Origin of the sequence: Rhodococcus sp. OK519, assembly GCF_003051005.1 — a bacterium.
In the GTDB taxonomy this organism is placed as follows: domain Bacteria; phylum Actinomycetota; class Actinomycetes; order Mycobacteriales; family Mycobacteriaceae; genus Prescottella.
On the sequence record NZ_QAOW01000001.1, the window covers coordinates 1,190,580 to 1,205,557 of the forward strand.

The following is a 14,978-nucleotide window of genomic DNA, read 5'->3' on the forward strand; positions in this document are numbered from 1 at the left end:
TGCGCCGCCCCGTCGGGGGTACGGTTGACACCTGATCTCGGCCCGTTCGAGAACTCGTGACCAACAAGAACACAGCAGGAGCCTCCACGCGTGAACGTCGATCCCTCAGTGCAGTCCAAGCTTCTGCAGCTCGCCGGTGTGGACACCGAGCTGGCGCAGCTCGCGCATCGTCGCTCCACGCTGCCTGAGCAGCAGGAAGTGGAGCGGCTCGAGGCGGAGCGGCTCTCCCGTAAGGACGCGGCTGTGTCCGTGGAGATCGTGCTCGACGATCTGGATCGGGACATCAAGAAGCTCGAGGGCGAGGTGGACGCCGTCCGCCAGCGCGAGACGCGCGACCGAAAGCTGCTCGAGGGCGGCACCGTCGGCGCCAAGCAGCTGTCCGAGCTGCAGCACGAACTCGCCAGCCTGGAGCGCAGGCAGAGCGTGCTCGAGGACGAACTGCTCGAGGTGATGGAGCGTCGTGAGGCATCGGAGGCCGACCACGATCACGCGGGCGCACGCCTGACGCAGATCGAAGACGAACTGATCGACGCCGAGCGTCGCCGCGACGACGCCGTCGCCGATCTGGACAAGGCGCAGCAGCGGTGCGACACCGATCGCGCCGGGCTGGTCGGACTGTTCCCGGACGACCTACTCGCGATCTACGAGAAGCAGCGTGGCGAGCGCGGTGTCGGTGCGGCTCTGCTGCAGGCCCGTCGCTGCGGTGCGTGCCGCATCGAGATCGACCGCGGCGAGCTCGCCCGCATCGCCGCCACCCCTGCTGACGTCGTCGTCCGGTGCCCCGAGTGCAGCGCAATCATGGTGCGCACCAAGGAGTCCGGTCTGTGAGCTCGGACCGGGTCGTCGTCGAGGCCGACGGCGGATCTCGGGGCAATCCGGGCCCGGCCGGATATGGCGCGGTGGTCTTCGACGCCGGCCGCAGCCGGGTGCTGGCCGAGCGTCGTGAGTTCCTCGGCGTCGCCACCAACAATGTCGCCGAGTATCGCGGACTCATCGCGGGACTGACCGCCGCCCGCGAACTCGGGGCGCACGAGGTGGACGTCCGCATGGACTCCAAGCTCGTCGTCGAGCAGATGTCCGGACGGTGGAAGATCAAGCACCCGGACATGATTCCGCTCGCGCAGCGGGCACAGGAACTGGCCGGCGGGTTCGCGCGGGTGACGTACACCTGGATCCCGCGCGCCGAGAACTCGGACGCCGATCGTCTCGCCAACCAAGCGATGGACGGCGAGGATGCCATCACGTCCGGCGTCGCGCCAGGTGCGGACAGAACCGAGCCGCAGCCCGAACCGCAGCAGGCTGCGACCGCATCGCCCGGCTGGACCGGCGCGATGGGGGCGCCCACCCGCATGCTGCTGCTGCGACACGGCCAGACCGAACTGTCCGTCGAGCGGCGCTACTCGGGACACGGCAACCCGCCACTCACCGCCCTCGGTCGCGCGCAGGCACGATCGTCGGCACAGCGCCTCGCCGACAAGGGCGCGATCGCCGCAGTGGTGTCGTCGCCGCTCGGCCGGGCCCGCGAAACCGCCGCGGCGGCTGCTGAGGCCCTCGGTCTGCCGGTCACCTTCCACGACGGACTGATCGAGACCGACTTCGGCAAGTGGGAGGGGCTGACGTTCGGCGAGGCCCAGCTGCGGGACCCCGACCTACACAGCCGCTGGCTGTCGGACACCTCGGTGCGCCCGCCGGAGGGCGAGAGCTTCGACGAGGTCCGCACCCGGATCCAGGCGGTCCGGGACGACCTGACCGCGTCGTATGCGGGCACGAACATCCTCGTCGTCACGCACGTGACGCCGATCAAGACGCTGCTGCAGTTGGCGCTCGACGTCGGGCCGTCACTGCTGTTCCGATTGCACCTGGACCTCGCGTCGCTCAGTGTCGCCGAGTTCTATCCGGACGGCGGCTCGTCGGTGCGGCTGGTCAACGATACGTCGCACTTGTAGGACCGTCGTCGCGGCGCGGTAGCGCGACTCCGAGGAACACCAGCGTGACCCCGGCGAGCAGATGGAGCCAGCTCGACTCGTAATCGATGGGCATGAAGTTCGACCCCGTCTCGGCGTCGATCACCAGCCCGTAGACGGCCAGCAGCACCGCCAGCAGGCCGCTGCCGATGAGGAACATCTCGGCGGCGGCCAGCGTGCGCGACATCGCGAGCCCGACGGCGCCGGCTGCGATGTGGGCGACATTGTGCAGTACCGACACGTCGATCCAGCCGAGCATTCGGGCGTCGGTTCCGGGTCCGGCCCACGTGATGTCGCCGACACCGGTCGTGACGCCGGGGACGAAACCGAGAAGTCCGATCAAGAGCAGGGTGGCCGCGACGACGGTCGCGGCCAGTTGGGTCGTCGTCCGGGCGAGGCCCTCGGGCTCGTCCATCGATTCCACCTCCGGTGGCTGCACACGCGCTCGAATCCCGCCTACCCATTCTCCGCTGTTCCCACACGGTGGGTGCCCGATTGGATTACGGGTGGAGTTCGGGCGTAACCTGGCCCGCTGTGAACGCCCTGCTGACCTGTCGCCGCTACGTCGACAACTGTCTGCAGGCGAGCGCGGTCTGTCGCTGACACCCGGTCGATCTCCCCGAGTCCCGGTACGGCTCCTTCTTCCGAGCCTCCGCGCGCCCTCTTCGGTCGCGCACGTGTCGTCGTGCGCCGCCGTCTCCACATCTCCACTCGAAAGGCCCTGATGTCGGCCCCCACCCTCGACGCGCCCCGGCGCGCACTGCCCAAGTGGGCAACCTCGTTCGGCCCGCAGATCGTCGCCGGTCTGATCCTCGGCGTCGTGATCGGCCTCATCGCCCGCGCCATGCCCGACGCCGCCGACGGCAACGAGAACTGGCTCGTCGGCACTGTCAAGACGCTCGGCTCGAGTTATGTCGCGCTGCTGACCGTCGCCGTGATCCCGCTGATCTTCACGGCGATCGTGAGTTCCATCGCGAATCTGCGCAACGTCGCGAACGCCGCCCGACTCGCGGTCCAGACGTTGCTGTGGTTCGCGATCACCGCGTTCATTGCGGTGCTGGTCGGCATCGTCGTCGGCCTGATCACCCAGCCCGGATCCAACACGACCGTCGACGCCGACGCGGCGTCCGCGCCCAAGAGCGGCGGCTCGTGGTGGGCGTTCCTCACCGGACTGGTGCCGCAGAACTTCCTCGGACTGGGCGCGAAGACGAGCGTCACCGGTGACGCCGCCTCCGGCTTCTCGGCTACGACGTCGCTGAGCTTCAACGTCCTGCAGTTGCTCGTCGTCGCGATCGCGATCGGCATCGCCGCCCTCAAGGTGGGCGAGAAGGCCGAACCGTTCCTGAACTTCAACGCCGCGCTGCTCGCGATCGTGCAGAAGGTGCTGTGGTGGATCATCCGCCTCGCCCCGATCGGCACCGCGGCCCTGATCGCCAAGGCCGTCGCGACGTACGGCTGGGATGCGATCGGCCAGCTGGGCGTGTTCACCATCGCCGTCTACATCGGTCTGGCGATCGTGTTCTTCGTCGTGTACCCGATCATCATTCGCGTGCACGGGCTGTCGGTGAAGAACTTCTACTCCGGCGTGTGGCCCGCCACCCAGCTGGGCTTCGTCTCGCGTTCCTCGATCGGCACGCTGCCGCTCACCGAGCGCGTCACCGAACGCAACCTGGGTGTGCCGCGCGAGTACGCGTCGTTCGCGGTGCCGCTGGGCGCCACCACCAAGATGGACGGCTGCGCGGCGGTCTACCCGGCGATCGCGGCCATCTTCGTGGCCCAGTTCTACGGCATCGACCTGAGCGTCACCGACTACCTGCTCATCGTCGTGGTGTCGGTGATCGGTTCGGCCGCCACCGCCGGAACCACCGGCGCCACGGTGATGCTCACGCTCACGCTGTCGACGCTGGGGCTGCCGCTGGCCGGTGTCGGTCTGCTGCTCGCAGTCGAGCCGATCGTCGACATGGGCCGCACCGCGCTCAACGTCACGGGCCAGGCGCTGGTCCCGACGATCGTCGCAAAGCGGGAGGGCATCCTCGACGAGAAGCTGTACAACGCTCCGCGTCAGGGTGACCCGTTCGCCGACGAATCCCTCGAACCGACTCGCTGAGCCGGCTCACAGGACCAGCCACAGCACGGTCGTCGCCGCGACGACCGTCAGGGGAGTGGTTGCCAGCCCGAGCTTGGTGAACGTGCCGAGCTCGGGCCGGCACCCGCCGGCGGTCGCGACGCGGCGCCACAGCATGGTCGCGAGCGATCCGACATAGGTGAGGTTGGGGCCGAGGTTGACCCCGATCAGTAGCGCCAGGACCAGCCCGGTCGGCGCACCCGCCCCGAGGACGGCGAGCAACAGCAGTGTCGCGGGGAGGTTGTTGAGGAGATTGGCTGCGACGGCCGCGATCACCGCGACCGTGAGCATGCCCGCGAGGCTCGCCTGCTCGGGCAGCAGACCGCCGAGCCAGTCGCCGATCGGTCCCGCCGCGACCCCGGCGACCACGACACCGAGCGCGAGCACGAACGCGCAGAACCAGAGGTCGGCCGCGAACAGCATCCGGCGGGGCGTCGTGTGGCCGCCCCGTAGCGCGGGGACCGCGAGCGCCAGTGCGCCCGCCGCGGCCACCCATCCGGGCGCGACGCCGACGAGGCCGCCGATCGTGAATCCGACCAGCGTCGCCGCCAGCACCGACAGCGCTGCGATCGGGACGGGCGGCGGAACGTCGGACGACACCCGGGGCACCTCGATTGCCTCCGAGACGTCCGGCGGAGCCAGGTCGCGGCGGAAGATGATTCGGAACACCATCCACTCGAGCGCGATCGTCACCACCCACGGCAGCGCCATCACCGCGGTGAAGTGAACGAACGTCAGACCGGTCGCGGAGAACGCGATCAGATTCGTCAGGTTCGACACCGGTAGCAGCGTCGACGCCGAATTCGACAGGTGCGCGGTGGCATACGCGTGCGGCCGGACCGGCATCCGCAGCGTGCGGGCGGCCCGGATCACGACGGGCGTCAGCAACACGACGGTGGCGTCGAGGCTCAGCACGGCGGTCGTCACGGACGCGATCGCGAACACCAGCGTGAGCAGGCGAACAGGCCCGCGGGTGCCGTCCCGCGTCAGGATGCCGGCCACCCACGTGAACACGCCCGACGCGTCCGCCAGGTGCGCGAGGACCAGGATCGCCGCGAGGAACCCGACTGTGGGAGCGAGCGCGGTGACCTCCGACCACGCTTGCTGCGGGGTCACGACGCCGATCGCCACGGCCACGAGCGCGGCCGGTCCGGCGACCACGATCTCCGGAAGCCCGCGCGGGCGGGCGATCGCGAAGACCAGCACCGCGGCCACCAGCAGGATCGCCGCGACGCTCACTTCAGGAGCTTGACCAGGGTGCGCAGGTTGCGGGTGGTGGTAACGGCCTTGAGCTTCGGCTTACCGGTGTTCCTTCCGAAGCTGCTCTTCAACGTCATCCCTCGCTCCACCTCCCAGTAGAGGACGCCATCGCCACCCGCGATCCGCTCGACCGCCGGGTCCAGTGCCTCCTGGACCGTGAGCAACCCGTCGAGCACCGACGGTTCCGCGGTGAACATGACATACGGGTGCCAGCCCTCGCGCTCCGGATCGAACGGGTACGACTCGACGATCCCGGCCAGAGTCGCCGTCTCGAGGACGAACACCCACGCCTCGTAGCCGAAGACGCTCCGGAGCGAGGCCTCGACAGTCGCCTTCAGGCTCGCCGTGTCCGTCGAGTCCGAGGAGAACAGGACGTTGCCAGACGCGAGGACCGTCTTCACCTCGTCGAACCCGAGGTCGACGAATACCTGGCGTAGGTCGGCCATCTTGATGTTGATACCGCCGACGTTGATTCCTCGCAGAAGGGCCACGTAACGCGTCATGGCGCGACGATAGTGCGGAGCACCGACACCGCGGGTTCGGACACGGCGTCGGCACCCAGTAGTCTTGTCGTGCGGACGAGTTGGCTGGGCGGCCGCGGCTGCGGGAACCGACACCCTCGAGGTGCCAGGCCCGGGGCCGAGGAAAGTCCGGACTCCACAGAGCAGGGCGGTTGCTAACGGCAACCCGAGGTGACTCGCGGGACAGTGCCACAGAAAACAGACCGCCGGCGCTCAGGCGTCGGTGAGGGTGAAAAGGTGCGGTAAGAGCGCACCAGCGCCCCGGGTGACCGGGGCGGCTAGGTAAACCCCGCCCGGAGCAAGGTCGAAGGCCGCACCGGTGTCCTCCGGGACAGCGTGTGCGGCTGCGCAGGTGTTCGAGGGCTGCTCGCCCGAGCCTGCGGGTGGACTGCTCGAGGTACCCGGCAACGGTGTGCCCAGATGGATGGTCGCCACCCGGTGCGTGAGCGCCGGGGACAGGATCCGGCTTACACGCCAACTCGTCCGCCCATACGAAAGAGGCCCCCGGTTCACACCGGGGGCCTTCGTCGTCGTCCAGTCCTACTGGAAGAAACCGCCGATCGGATTGATCATCAGGAGCTTGGCCCAGTACTCGGCGCCTGCCTGGCCGAGGTGGGGGAAGAGAGCATCGAAGATGATGTAGGACATGGGGGCTCCGATCTATGACGCCAGCGCGTCGAAACTGAGGTGACGCGAGGCGTCGGCGTGAATGCGCAGTACGCGCCGAGATTAGCAGTCCGGATCGGATTGTCACAGACTTACCTACACGACTTCACAGTGATGACACGCACCCGTCACGCGCCGATCGCGGATGCCGTGGTGGCGGCGCCCATTGCGGGGCACACTGATGGAATGAGTGACGACGACAACCAGTGGTACTTCAGCCTCAGCGACGGATCGGTCAGCCAGGGCAAGGCGGCCAACGTCTTCGATCGGATGGGGCCCTACCCGGACCGTGAGAGCGCCGAGCGTGCGCTGCAGACCGCGGCGGACCGGAACAAGGCCGCGGACGACGCGGACGACGAGTGGAACGCCTGACCGACACTCCTCGGACACCCGGGGCCTCTCGGACCGTCGGCCTGGCCCGGGTGACGGCCACGGATGTCGATTTCTGCTCGGTCCGAGCCGAATTCGCGCTCGAAGAGCAGTTCTCCGCAGCCGTGCTCGCCGAGGTGGCGGCGGCGGAGGACGTCTGTCGTGGCGAGCGGGTGGACCGGACCGCGTTGCCGTTGGTCACGATCGACCCGCCCGGCTCGATGGACCTGGACCAGGCGGTGCACCTAGAGCGGACCGCGACCGGGTTCGTTCTGCACTATGCGATCGCCGACGTCGGCGCGGTGGTTCGGCCGGGCGGCGCGCTGGACCTGGCCGCCCGGGGCCGCGGCCAGACGGTCTACCTTCCCGACGGCTCGGTGCCGCTGCATCCCCGGCCGCTGTCCGAGGGGTCGGCGAGTCTGCTGCCGGAGCTGATCCGGCCCGCCGCGCTGTGGCGGATCCGCCTCGACAGCGATGCCCACCCGATCGAGGCGACCGTGGTCCGGGCGCTGGTCCGCTCGGTTGCCCGGTTCGATTACGCCACCGTGCAGGCGGACTCGGAATCCGGGGCACTGCATCCGTCGATCGCGGCGCTGCCGGAGTTCGGCCGGCTGCGGGCGGCCGCGGCAGTGGCCCGGGGTGCCATCGAACTGCGCCTACCCGAGCAGCGCGTCGTCCCCGACGGTGACGGGTGGCGCGTGGAGATCGAACCGCGCACCGAGGCCGACGACTGGAACGCCGAGGTGTCGCTACTCACCGGCATGTGTGCGGCGCGGATGATGCTGGACGCCGGCATCGGCGTACTCCGGACGATGCCGCCCGCGGCGGCGAGCGCCGTCGCATCGTTGCGCCGCACCGCGAGCGCACTGGGTGTCGTGTGGCCCGACGGCGCCGCGGTCGGCGACGTCCTCGCCGGACTCGATCCGAACACTGCCGCATCCCTCGTGCTGATGACCGAGGCGACGACCCTGCTGCGCGGGGCGGACTACGTCGCGTTCGACGGCGACCTGCCCGACGTGGTGAGCCACTCGGGCATCGGTGGTCCGTACGCGCACGTGACGGCTCCGCTACGGCGACTGTCGGACCGGTTCGCCGCCGAGGTGTGCCTGGCAGTCTCCGCGGGCAGGCAAGTCCCCGGCTGGGCCCGCGAGGCGCTGCCCGGCCTGCCGGCGCTGATGCGGGCCTCCGACACGCGGGCCAACCGCGTCGACCGGGCGTGCGTGGACCTCACCGAGGCCTCTCTGCTCGCGGGTCGCATCGGCGAGGTGTTCGACGCGACGGTCCTGCGAGCCGCGAACGGCAAGCGCGGAGCTGAGGTGTTCGTGCCCGCCGTGTCGGTGATCGCCAAGTGCGCGGGCGACCCGGCCGAGGGCGACGAGGTGAAGGTGCGCCTGACACAGGCGGACGTCATGGGCCGGTCCGTGCAGTTCGCATTCCCCGTCTGACGTCAGCGCCGTTCGTCGAGATGTCGGTGAGCTCGGCGGACCGTCTTGACGTGCCGCGGTAGCGCGTCCACGGCGCGGTGGGCCCGCTGCTCCTCGGCGGCGTACAGCAGGCCGTACGTGAAGGTGTCCTCGTCGTCGTCCCGGGCCTGCGCGGTCGTGTCGAGGATCCACCCGCGGGCGAGGACGCCGTCCTGGTGGTCACCGAGCAGTGTCTGCAGCGACTTCGCGGCCTTCGCCAGTTTGCCCGCCGACGGTTCCGTCGTCGCGACGGCCTCCGCCGCGTACCGCAGCTTCTTGGCGCGCTTGCGGACTCGGTGCAGCGCGGGACCGAGGTCGGCGCCGTCCTGCTCCTGAAGTCCGCTGACCTTGCGGGCGGCCTTGCGTAACTGCTTGTAGGCCTTGTCGAGCCCGCTGCGCAGCGTCAGGCCCGGCGGCGGATCACTCCGGCCGGCGGTGACCTCGTCGAGCAACGCGCACAGTGCCGCATACCGAGGCCCGTCGAGGACCTCGACCGCGTGCGTGTGTGCGGCGCGGTACAGATCCTCCTGCGTCCCGACCAGTCGCTGGTGCACAGATCCGACGACGAGATCGCCGGGCTGGGCGTCGATGAGGTCGCAGAAGCGGGCCGCGAGAACCTCGGCGTCGCGGGCCTTCCCGAGGACCGATCCCAGCCAGCGAAGTTCGGCCCGCGCGTCGTCGGTCGCGCCCGGGGGAAAGGCGTGGCGGTACGAGCCGAGCAGGCTGCGGAGCCGACGCGTCGATACCCGCATCTGGTGCACGGCGTCGTCGGCGTCCGCTCGCACGTCGGGGGCGAGCGAGACCAGTCGCTCGTAATGTCCTCGCGCCGCGGGGACGATCGTCACGGAGACCGAGTCCCCGGCACGGTGCTTGTGTGCGGCCACGATTCAGGTCTACCAGTGCGGATCGCGCACGTCGACCGAAACCGTCACGCGCGGAAGCGGTCCGTGGCCTCCACCAGGTGATGGGTGATGCCCGGCTCCGCGGCCGCGTGTCCGGCGTCGTCGACGATGTGCAGTTCCGACGTGGGCCACGCGCGGTGCAACTGCCACGCGCTGGTGGCGGGACAGACGACGTCGTAGCGTCCCTGCGCGATCACGCCCGGGATCGATGCCAGCGCGGACGCGTCCCGCAGCAGCTGACCCTCGTCGATGAATCCGCGGTTGTGGAAGTAGTGGTTCTCGATCCGGGCGAACGCCAACGCGAATCGCGGGTCGGCCGTCTCCTCGACGCGCTCGGGCTTGGGGAGCAGCGCGCTCGTCGCACCCTCCCACGTGGACCACGCGATGGCAGCGCGCAGCGCGACGTCGGGATCGTCGGCGTGCAGCAGGCGGTGGTACGCCTCGACCAGATCGCCCGAACGCTGTGCCATCGGCACCGGCGCGAGGAACTGCTCCCACCGCTCGGGGAACAGGTTTCCGGCCCCGCCGTTGTAGTACCAGTCGATCTCGCTGCGGCGCAGCAGGAAGATTCCGCGCAGCACCAGTTCGGTGACGCGCTGCGGAAAGCGCTGGGCGTACGTCAGTGCCAGCGTCGAACCCCACGATCCGCCGAACACCTGCCAGCGGTCGACGGCGAGATGCTCACGGAGCGCTTCGATGTCGGCGACGAGGTGGTCGGTGGTGTTGACCGACAGGTCGGCGCCGTCCGCGACGTGCGGCGTGGAGCGTCCGCAGCCGCGCTGGTCGAACAGCACGATGCGGTACGCGTCGGGATCGAAGAACTGCCGATGGGCGGGAGCGGTGCCGCCGCCCGGACCACCGTGCAGGAACACCACCGGCTTACCGTGCGGGTTTCCGCTGACCTCCCAGTAGAGGTGCTGGTCGTCGCCGACGGAGAGAAATCCCGTCTGGTGCGGTGAGATCGGCGGATACAGCGTCCGCACGGCTCAGAACCCGATCAGTGCGGACGCGAGGTTCGGGATCTCGAGCGCGTACAGCGCGCCGTCCCGCACCTGCGGGCACTGGGCCGACGTGATCGTGTCGATCTGCCCGCGGTCGCCCGCGAGCTTCAGCAGGTCGACCCCGTTCGCGGTTGCCCACGAGATCACGACGGTGTTGAGCCCGCCCTTGCCGATGGTGGGGGTGTATGTGCGCCAGTTCTGCAACTGCTCGTCGATGTCGGAGCACAGCTGCGCGGCCTGCGCGTCGGTCACCCCGGCGAGGGCCGACCCGGAGCCGGCGGATGTCGTCGGCGCCTTCGTGGACGTGGTCTGGTCCGCTGTGTGGGCGCTGTTGCCGGGCGTCGGGGACTCAGTGCTGCTGCAGCCGGTGATCACGGCGGCGGTCGCAGCGGTCGCGGCGAGTGTTGCCGCGAGGCGTCCTCGGCGTGCGGTCATGGTGCACCTCGGGTTCCTGTGGAGACCGGCTCCGGGTGAGCCGGACCTGTCGAGTGTGCCAAAGAACGGGTAGGTCGTCCGATTTTGTCGGCCGACCTACCCGTCGATCTGTGGAACCAGGTGCGTCAGAAGCTGTGCTCGGGGGCGGGGAACGCCCCGGTCTGCACCTCGGACGCGTAGGCGGCAGCGGCGTCGCGCAGTGCGGTGCCCACCTCGCCGAAACGCTTGACGAACTTGGCGGTCTTGCCGCTGGTGAAACCGGCCATGTCCTGCCACACCAGTACCTGGGCGTCGCACTCGTTGCCTGCGCCGATGCCGACGGTCGGAATCGTGAGCTTGCGGGTCACCTGGCCGGCGATGTCGGCGGGCACCATCTCCATGACGACGGAGAAAGCGCCGGCCTCCTGGACCGCGATGGCATCGGCGACGAGTTGCTCGGCGCCGTCGCCGCGGCCCTGGACGCGGAAGCCGCCGAGGCTGTTCACGGACTGCGGGGTGAAACCGATGTGAGCCTGTACCGGGATGCCGGCCGCGGTGAGCGCGGCGATCTGCGGGGCCACCCGCTCGCCGCCCTCGAGCTTGACGGCCTGCGCCTGGCCTTCCTTCATGAAGCGGAAGGCGGTCTCGAGAGCCTGCTGCGGGGAGGCCTCGTATGTGCCGAACGGCAGGTCGGCGATCACCAGAGCGTGCGGTGCGCCGCGCACGACGCCACGCACCAGCGGAAGCATCTCGTCGATCGTGACGGGCACGGTGGTGTCGTAGCCGTAGACGACGTTCGCGGCCGAGTCACCGACGAGGAGCACGGGGATCCCGGCCTCCTCGAACAGTCGGGCGCTCGAGTAGTCGTATGCCGTGAGTTCGGCCCAGCGGGTGCCCTCGGTCTTCATCGCCTGCAGGTGATGGATCCGGGTCTTGCGCTTGGGCGTCGAAGGAGCGGAGGAACCGTAGACAGCGTGTTCGGACATCGTTGTCCCTTTCTGGCCTCGAGGCCCGCGTGTGCGGGTCCCCGGGTGGGATGCTGACGGTCTCAGTCTGCCACCGCGCCGGGGGACCGCGAAGGTGAGGACCAGTGCGGTTCATCACACCGATTCCGCGTTTTGCGCACTTGTCGCGCCCGGGATGTCCGCGTCGTCGCGACAAGTGCGCAAAACGCGGGTCAACTGCGGGTTCAGGGTCGCGTGGCACGATCGTAGGTATGCAGTCCAGACCCCGCTTGCTCTCGGCCGCTGCGATCGGGACGGTCATTGTTCTGGCAGGTGGGTGCAGTTCCACGGACAGATCCGAGACGGTGGCCGGCACCCCCGTCGCGGCCGAGGCGGTCGCGGGAGCCGGGGAGGTGCCGCCCGGACTCGAGTCGTTCTACACGCAGCAGATCTCGTGGGGTTCGTGCGACGGGTTCGCAACCGACGGCGACGAACTGGATTCGTCGCTCGAATGCGCCAAGGTCACCGTGCCCCTCGACTACGCGGCGCCGGGCGGTGACACCGCGCAGATCGCGATCTCCCGCGCTCCCGCGACCGGCGCGCGGCTGGGTTCGATCCTCGTCAACCCGGGAGGTCCGGGCGCGTCCGGATTGAGCTCGGCCTCGATCGCCGACGGCACGGAACTGGCAGAGCGCTTCGACATGATCGGTTTCGATCCGCGCGGGATCGGGGCGTCGACGCCGCAGGTGCGATGTCAGACACCGCAGGAGAGCGATGCCGAGCGGCGCGATCCGGACATCGACATGAGCCCGGCCGGTATCGCGTACGCGGAGGGCAAGAACCGGACGTACGCGGCCAGGTGCGCGGACCGGTCGGGGCTGCCGCTGCTCACCCACGTCGGTACGCGAGAAGTGGTGCGGGACATGGACGTCATTCGGTCGGTGCTGGGTGAGGCGGAGCTGAACTACCTCGGGTTCTCGTACGGCACCCGGATCGGAACCCTCTACGCCGAGACGTTCCCGCGGAATGTGCGGGCGATGGTCCTCGACGGTGCACTCGATCCCGAGCAGGACCCGGTCGAGGAGATGGTGTTGCAGGGCGCCGGCTTCCAGCAGGCGTTCGACGCGTTCGCCGCAGAGTGTGCCCAGACGTCTAACTGTCCACTCGGTACCGATCCGAGTCGGGCGAACGCCCGCTTCCGGGCCCTGGTCGATCCGCTCGTCGCGCGGCCCGCCGCCACGACGGATCCGCGGGGGCTCAGTTATTCGGACGCGATCACCGGGGTGACGCAGGCGCTGTACTCGCCGAGCCTGTGGAGTTCGCTCCGCGGCGGCCTGACCCAGCTGGCCGAGGGGCGGGGGGACACGCTGCTGCTGCTCGCGGATCTCTACGAGGGTCGCGCCGACGACGGTAGCTACTCGAACATCAACGACGCGTTCAACGCGGTCCGGTGCGTCGACGATCCGCCGATCACCGATCGCGCTGTGGTGGGGGAGGCCGACACCCGGTATCGGCAGGCAGCGCCGTTCCTCGACGACGGACGCGGCACCGGCGATGCGCCGCTCGACGTGTGCGCGTTCTGGCCCGTACCGAACACCGGGGCGCCGCACACCATCGACGGAGCGGCCCTCGACGGGTTGCCGACGCTGGTGGTGGTGTCGACGACGGAGGACCCCGCGACGCCGTACCAGGCGGGCGTGGACCTGGCGAAGCAGTTGAACGCCGCGCTCGTGACGTACCGCGGCGCACAGCACACCGCGTCGTTCGACGGGGTTGCGTGCATCGACGATCCGTTGACGGCCTACTTCGTGGACCTCACCATTCCGGACCCGGACCTGACGTGCTGAGCTGGACAGACGAGACCGATTTCACGATGTAACACAGATTTAACGCGATGTGCTTAGTCTCGCGAGCATGGATCGCCAAAAGGAGTTCGTGCTTCGTACCCTCGAAGAGCGCGATATTCGGTTCGTGCGACTGTGGTTCACCGACGTGCTCGGGTACCTCAAATCGGTGGCGATCGCGCCCGCCGAACTGGAGGGTGCCTTCGAGGAAGGCATCGGATTCGACGGCTCCGCGATCGAAGGTTTCTCGCGGGTGTCGGAGGCTGACACCGTCGCCAAGCCGGACGCCTCGACATTCCAGATCCTGCCGTGGGCTCACAAGGACGGCGCGCAGCATTCGGCGCGTATGTTCTGCGACATCGCGATGCCCGACGGCACGCCGTCGTGGGCCGATCCCCGGCACGTGCTGCGCCGCCAGTTGAGCAAGGCCAGCGATCTCGGCTTCTCGTGCTACGTGCACCCCGAGATCGAGTTCTTCCTGCTGGAGAACGGCCCGATCGACGGCAGCCCGCCGATCCCCGCGGACAGCGGCGGCTACTTCGACCAGGCCGTGCACGACCGCGCCCCGAACTTCCGTCGCCACGCGATCGACGCTCTCGAGTCGATGGGCATCTCGGTGGAGTTCAGCCACCACGAGGCCGCGCCCGGGCAGCAGGAGATCGACCTGCGCTACGCCGACGCGCTGTCGATGGCCGACAACGTGATGACCTTCCGATACGTCGTCAAGGAGGTCGCGATCGACGAGGGTGTGCGGGCCTCGTTCATGCCCAAGCCGTTCGGTGATCAGGCCGGCTCCGCGATGCACACCCACATGAGCCTGTTCGAGGGCGACACCAACGCCTTCCACAACCCGGACGATCCCAACCAGTTGTCGGCGACCGGCAAGGCGTTCATCGCCGGAATCCTCGAACACGCCAACGAGATCAGCGCCGTCACCAACCAGTGGGTGAACTCCTACAAGCGTCTCGTGCACGGCGGCGAGGCGCCCACCGCCGCGACGTGGGGGCCGTCCAACCGGTCCGCGCTGATCCGCGTCCCGATGTACACGCCCAACAAGGCGTCGTCGCGACGTGTCGAGGTCCGCAGCCCCGACTCGGCCTGCAACCCGTACCTGACGTTCGCGGTCCTTCTCGCCGCGGGCCTGCGCGGCATCGAGAAGGGCTACGAACTGCCCGCCGAGGCCGAGGACGACGTGTGGGCACTCACCGGCGCCGAGCGTCGCGCGATGGGCTACAAGCCGCTGCCCGGCAGTCTGGCGGAGGCCCTGGCCGAGATGGAGAAGTCCGAGCTGGTCGCCGAGGCACTCGGCGAGCATGTGTTCGACTTCTTCCTGCGCAACAAGCGGCGCGAGTGGGAGGAGTACCGCAGTCAGGTCACTCCCTTCGAGCTGAAGGCCTACCTCGGCCTGTAGGGCCGATCCGACCAGGTAAATCCCGAAGAGGTGACGCGCGTGCCCCGTCCGGCCAGTCCACGTTCCGCTGGTGACGACGTCCGGATCGGGGTGA

At 69.1% G+C, this 14,978-nt stretch carries 14 protein-coding genes and 1 other RNA gene; 8 read left to right on the top strand and 7 right to left on the bottom strand.

Annotated features, from left to right (window positions below; all coding sequences use genetic code 11):
• Positions 1-90 precede the first annotated feature (90 nt).
• Both C8K36_RS05635 and C8K36_RS05640 read left to right on the top strand, forming a co-directional pair.
• Entirely contained in the window at positions 91-828 is a 738-nt protein-coding gene (locus C8K36_RS05635) for a zinc ribbon domain-containing protein (RefSeq protein ID WP_107983363.1), read from the top strand.
• On the top strand, positions 825-1,946 hold the full coding sequence (locus tag C8K36_RS05640) for a bifunctional RNase H/acid phosphatase (protein WP_107983364.1): 1,122 nt from the start codon (positions 825-827) through the stop codon (positions 1,944-1,946). The genes C8K36_RS05635 and C8K36_RS05640 overlap by 4 nt, the downstream gene beginning before the upstream one ends.
• Here the strand turns inward: C8K36_RS05640 and C8K36_RS05645 are convergent.
• Entirely contained in the window at positions 1,924-2,379 is a 456-nt protein-coding gene (locus tag C8K36_RS05645) for a DUF4383 domain-containing protein (RefSeq protein ID WP_258195107.1), read from the bottom strand. The genes C8K36_RS05640 and C8K36_RS05645 overlap by 23 nt on opposite strands.
• Before the next feature lie 309 nt (positions 2,380-2,688).
• On the opposite strand from C8K36_RS05645, the gene C8K36_RS05650 reads away from it, so the two are divergent.
• Positions 2,689-4,071 (top strand): dicarboxylate/amino acid:cation symporter, encoded by a 1,383-nt coding sequence (locus tag C8K36_RS05650; protein ID WP_107983366.1) that lies wholly within the window; start codon positions 2,689-2,691, stop codon positions 4,069-4,071.
• Positions 4,072-4,077: 6 nt separating this feature from the next.
• On the opposite strand, the gene C8K36_RS05655 is transcribed toward C8K36_RS05650, so the two are convergent.
• Together C8K36_RS05655 and C8K36_RS05660 are read right to left on the bottom strand one after the other, a co-directional pair.
• Complete coding sequence (locus tag C8K36_RS05655; RefSeq protein WP_107983367.1) at positions 4,078-5,328, bottom strand: SLC13 family permease; 1,251 nt, start codon at positions 5,326-5,328, stop codon at positions 4,078-4,080.
• Complete coding sequence (locus C8K36_RS05660; protein WP_107983368.1) at positions 5,325-5,852, bottom strand: DUF1697 domain-containing protein; 528 nt, start codon at positions 5,850-5,852, stop codon at positions 5,325-5,327. Before C8K36_RS05660 ends, C8K36_RS05655 begins: the two co-directional genes overlap by 4 nt.
• A gap of 76 nt (positions 5,853-5,928) precedes the next feature.
• Here C8K36_RS05660 and rnpB point away from each other — a divergent pair.
• From rnpB to C8K36_RS05675, 3 genes are all read left to right on the top strand, one after another.
• Positions 5,929-6,356: RNase P RNA component class A (gene rnpB, locus C8K36_RS05665), an RNA gene on the top strand.
• Between the two features lie 366 nt (positions 6,357-6,722).
• Positions 6,723-6,908, top strand: coding sequence for a hypothetical protein (locus C8K36_RS05670; protein ID WP_107983795.1), 186 nt, complete (start codon positions 6,723-6,725; stop codon positions 6,906-6,908).
• Between the two features lie 41 nt (positions 6,909-6,949).
• Positions 6,950-8,350: an RNB domain-containing ribonuclease gene (locus tag C8K36_RS05675; RefSeq protein WP_107983796.1), complete on the top strand. Its 1,401-nt coding sequence runs from the start codon at positions 6,950-6,952 to the stop codon at positions 8,348-8,350.
• Between the two features lie 2 nt (positions 8,351-8,352).
• Here C8K36_RS05675 and C8K36_RS05680 read toward each other — a convergent pair whose 3' ends face one another.
• From C8K36_RS05680 to panB, 4 genes are all read right to left on the bottom strand, one after another.
• A complete protein-coding gene (locus tag C8K36_RS05680; RefSeq protein ID WP_107983369.1) occupies positions 8,353-9,252 on the bottom strand; it encodes a CHAD domain-containing protein in 900 nt (299 codons plus the stop codon).
• 44 nt (positions 9,253-9,296) lie between these two features.
• Positions 9,297-10,253, bottom strand: coding sequence for a prolyl aminopeptidase (pip, locus tag C8K36_RS05685; RefSeq protein WP_107983370.1), 957 nt, complete (start codon positions 10,251-10,253; stop codon positions 9,297-9,299).
• A gap of 3 nt (positions 10,254-10,256) precedes the next feature.
• On the bottom strand, positions 10,257-10,706 hold the full coding sequence (locus C8K36_RS05690) for a hypothetical protein (protein WP_107983371.1): 450 nt from the start codon (positions 10,704-10,706) through the stop codon (positions 10,257-10,259).
• A 125-nt stretch (positions 10,707-10,831) separates the two neighbouring features.
• Positions 10,832-11,671, bottom strand: a complete 840-nt coding sequence (panB, locus tag C8K36_RS05695; RefSeq protein WP_107983372.1) for a 3-methyl-2-oxobutanoate hydroxymethyltransferase — start codon at positions 11,669-11,671, stop codon at positions 10,832-10,834.
• Between the two features lie 230 nt (positions 11,672-11,901).
• Between panB and C8K36_RS05700 the strand changes: the two genes are divergently transcribed.
• Positions 11,902-13,476, top strand: a complete 1,575-nt coding sequence (locus C8K36_RS05700) for an alpha/beta hydrolase (RefSeq protein WP_107983373.1) — start codon at positions 11,902-11,904, stop codon at positions 13,474-13,476.
• Between the two features lie 67 nt (positions 13,477-13,543).
• Complete coding sequence (gene glnA, locus C8K36_RS05705; RefSeq protein ID WP_107983374.1) at positions 13,544-14,884, top strand: type I glutamate--ammonia ligase; 1,341 nt, start codon at positions 13,544-13,546, stop codon at positions 14,882-14,884.
• Positions 14,885-14,978 lie beyond the last annotated feature (94 nt).

What these genes read in the sequence shown, in the direction of transcription:
- C8K36_RS05700 (WP_107983373.1), top strand. Translation starts at nt 11,902, where the DNA reads ATGCAGTCCAGACCCCGCTTGCTCTCGGCCGCTGCGATCGGGACGGTC.
- glnA (WP_107983374.1), top strand. Translation starts at nt 13,544, where the DNA reads ATGGATCGCCAAAAGGAGTTCGTGCTTCGTACCCTCGAAGAGCGCGAT.
- C8K36_RS05670 (WP_107983795.1), top strand. Translation starts at nt 6,723, where the DNA reads ATGAGTGACGACGACAACCAGTGGTACTTCAGCCTCAGCGACGGATCG.
- C8K36_RS05645 (WP_258195107.1), bottom strand. Translation starts at nt 2,379, where the DNA reads ATGGACGAGCCCGAGGGCCTCGCCCGGACGACGACCCAACTGGCCGCG.
- panB (WP_107983372.1), bottom strand. Translation starts at nt 11,671, where the DNA reads ATGTCCGAACACGCTGTCTACGGTTCCTCCGCTCCTTCGACGCCCAAG.
- C8K36_RS05690 (WP_107983371.1), bottom strand. Translation starts at nt 10,706, where the DNA reads ATGACCGCACGCCGAGGACGCCTCGCGGCAACACTCGCCGCGACCGCT.
- C8K36_RS05650 (WP_107983366.1), top strand. Translation starts at nt 2,689, where the DNA reads ATGTCGGCCCCCACCCTCGACGCGCCCCGGCGCGCACTGCCCAAGTGG.
- C8K36_RS05660 (WP_107983368.1), bottom strand. Translation starts at nt 5,852, where the DNA reads ATGACGCGTTACGTGGCCCTTCTGCGAGGAATCAACGTCGGCGGTATC.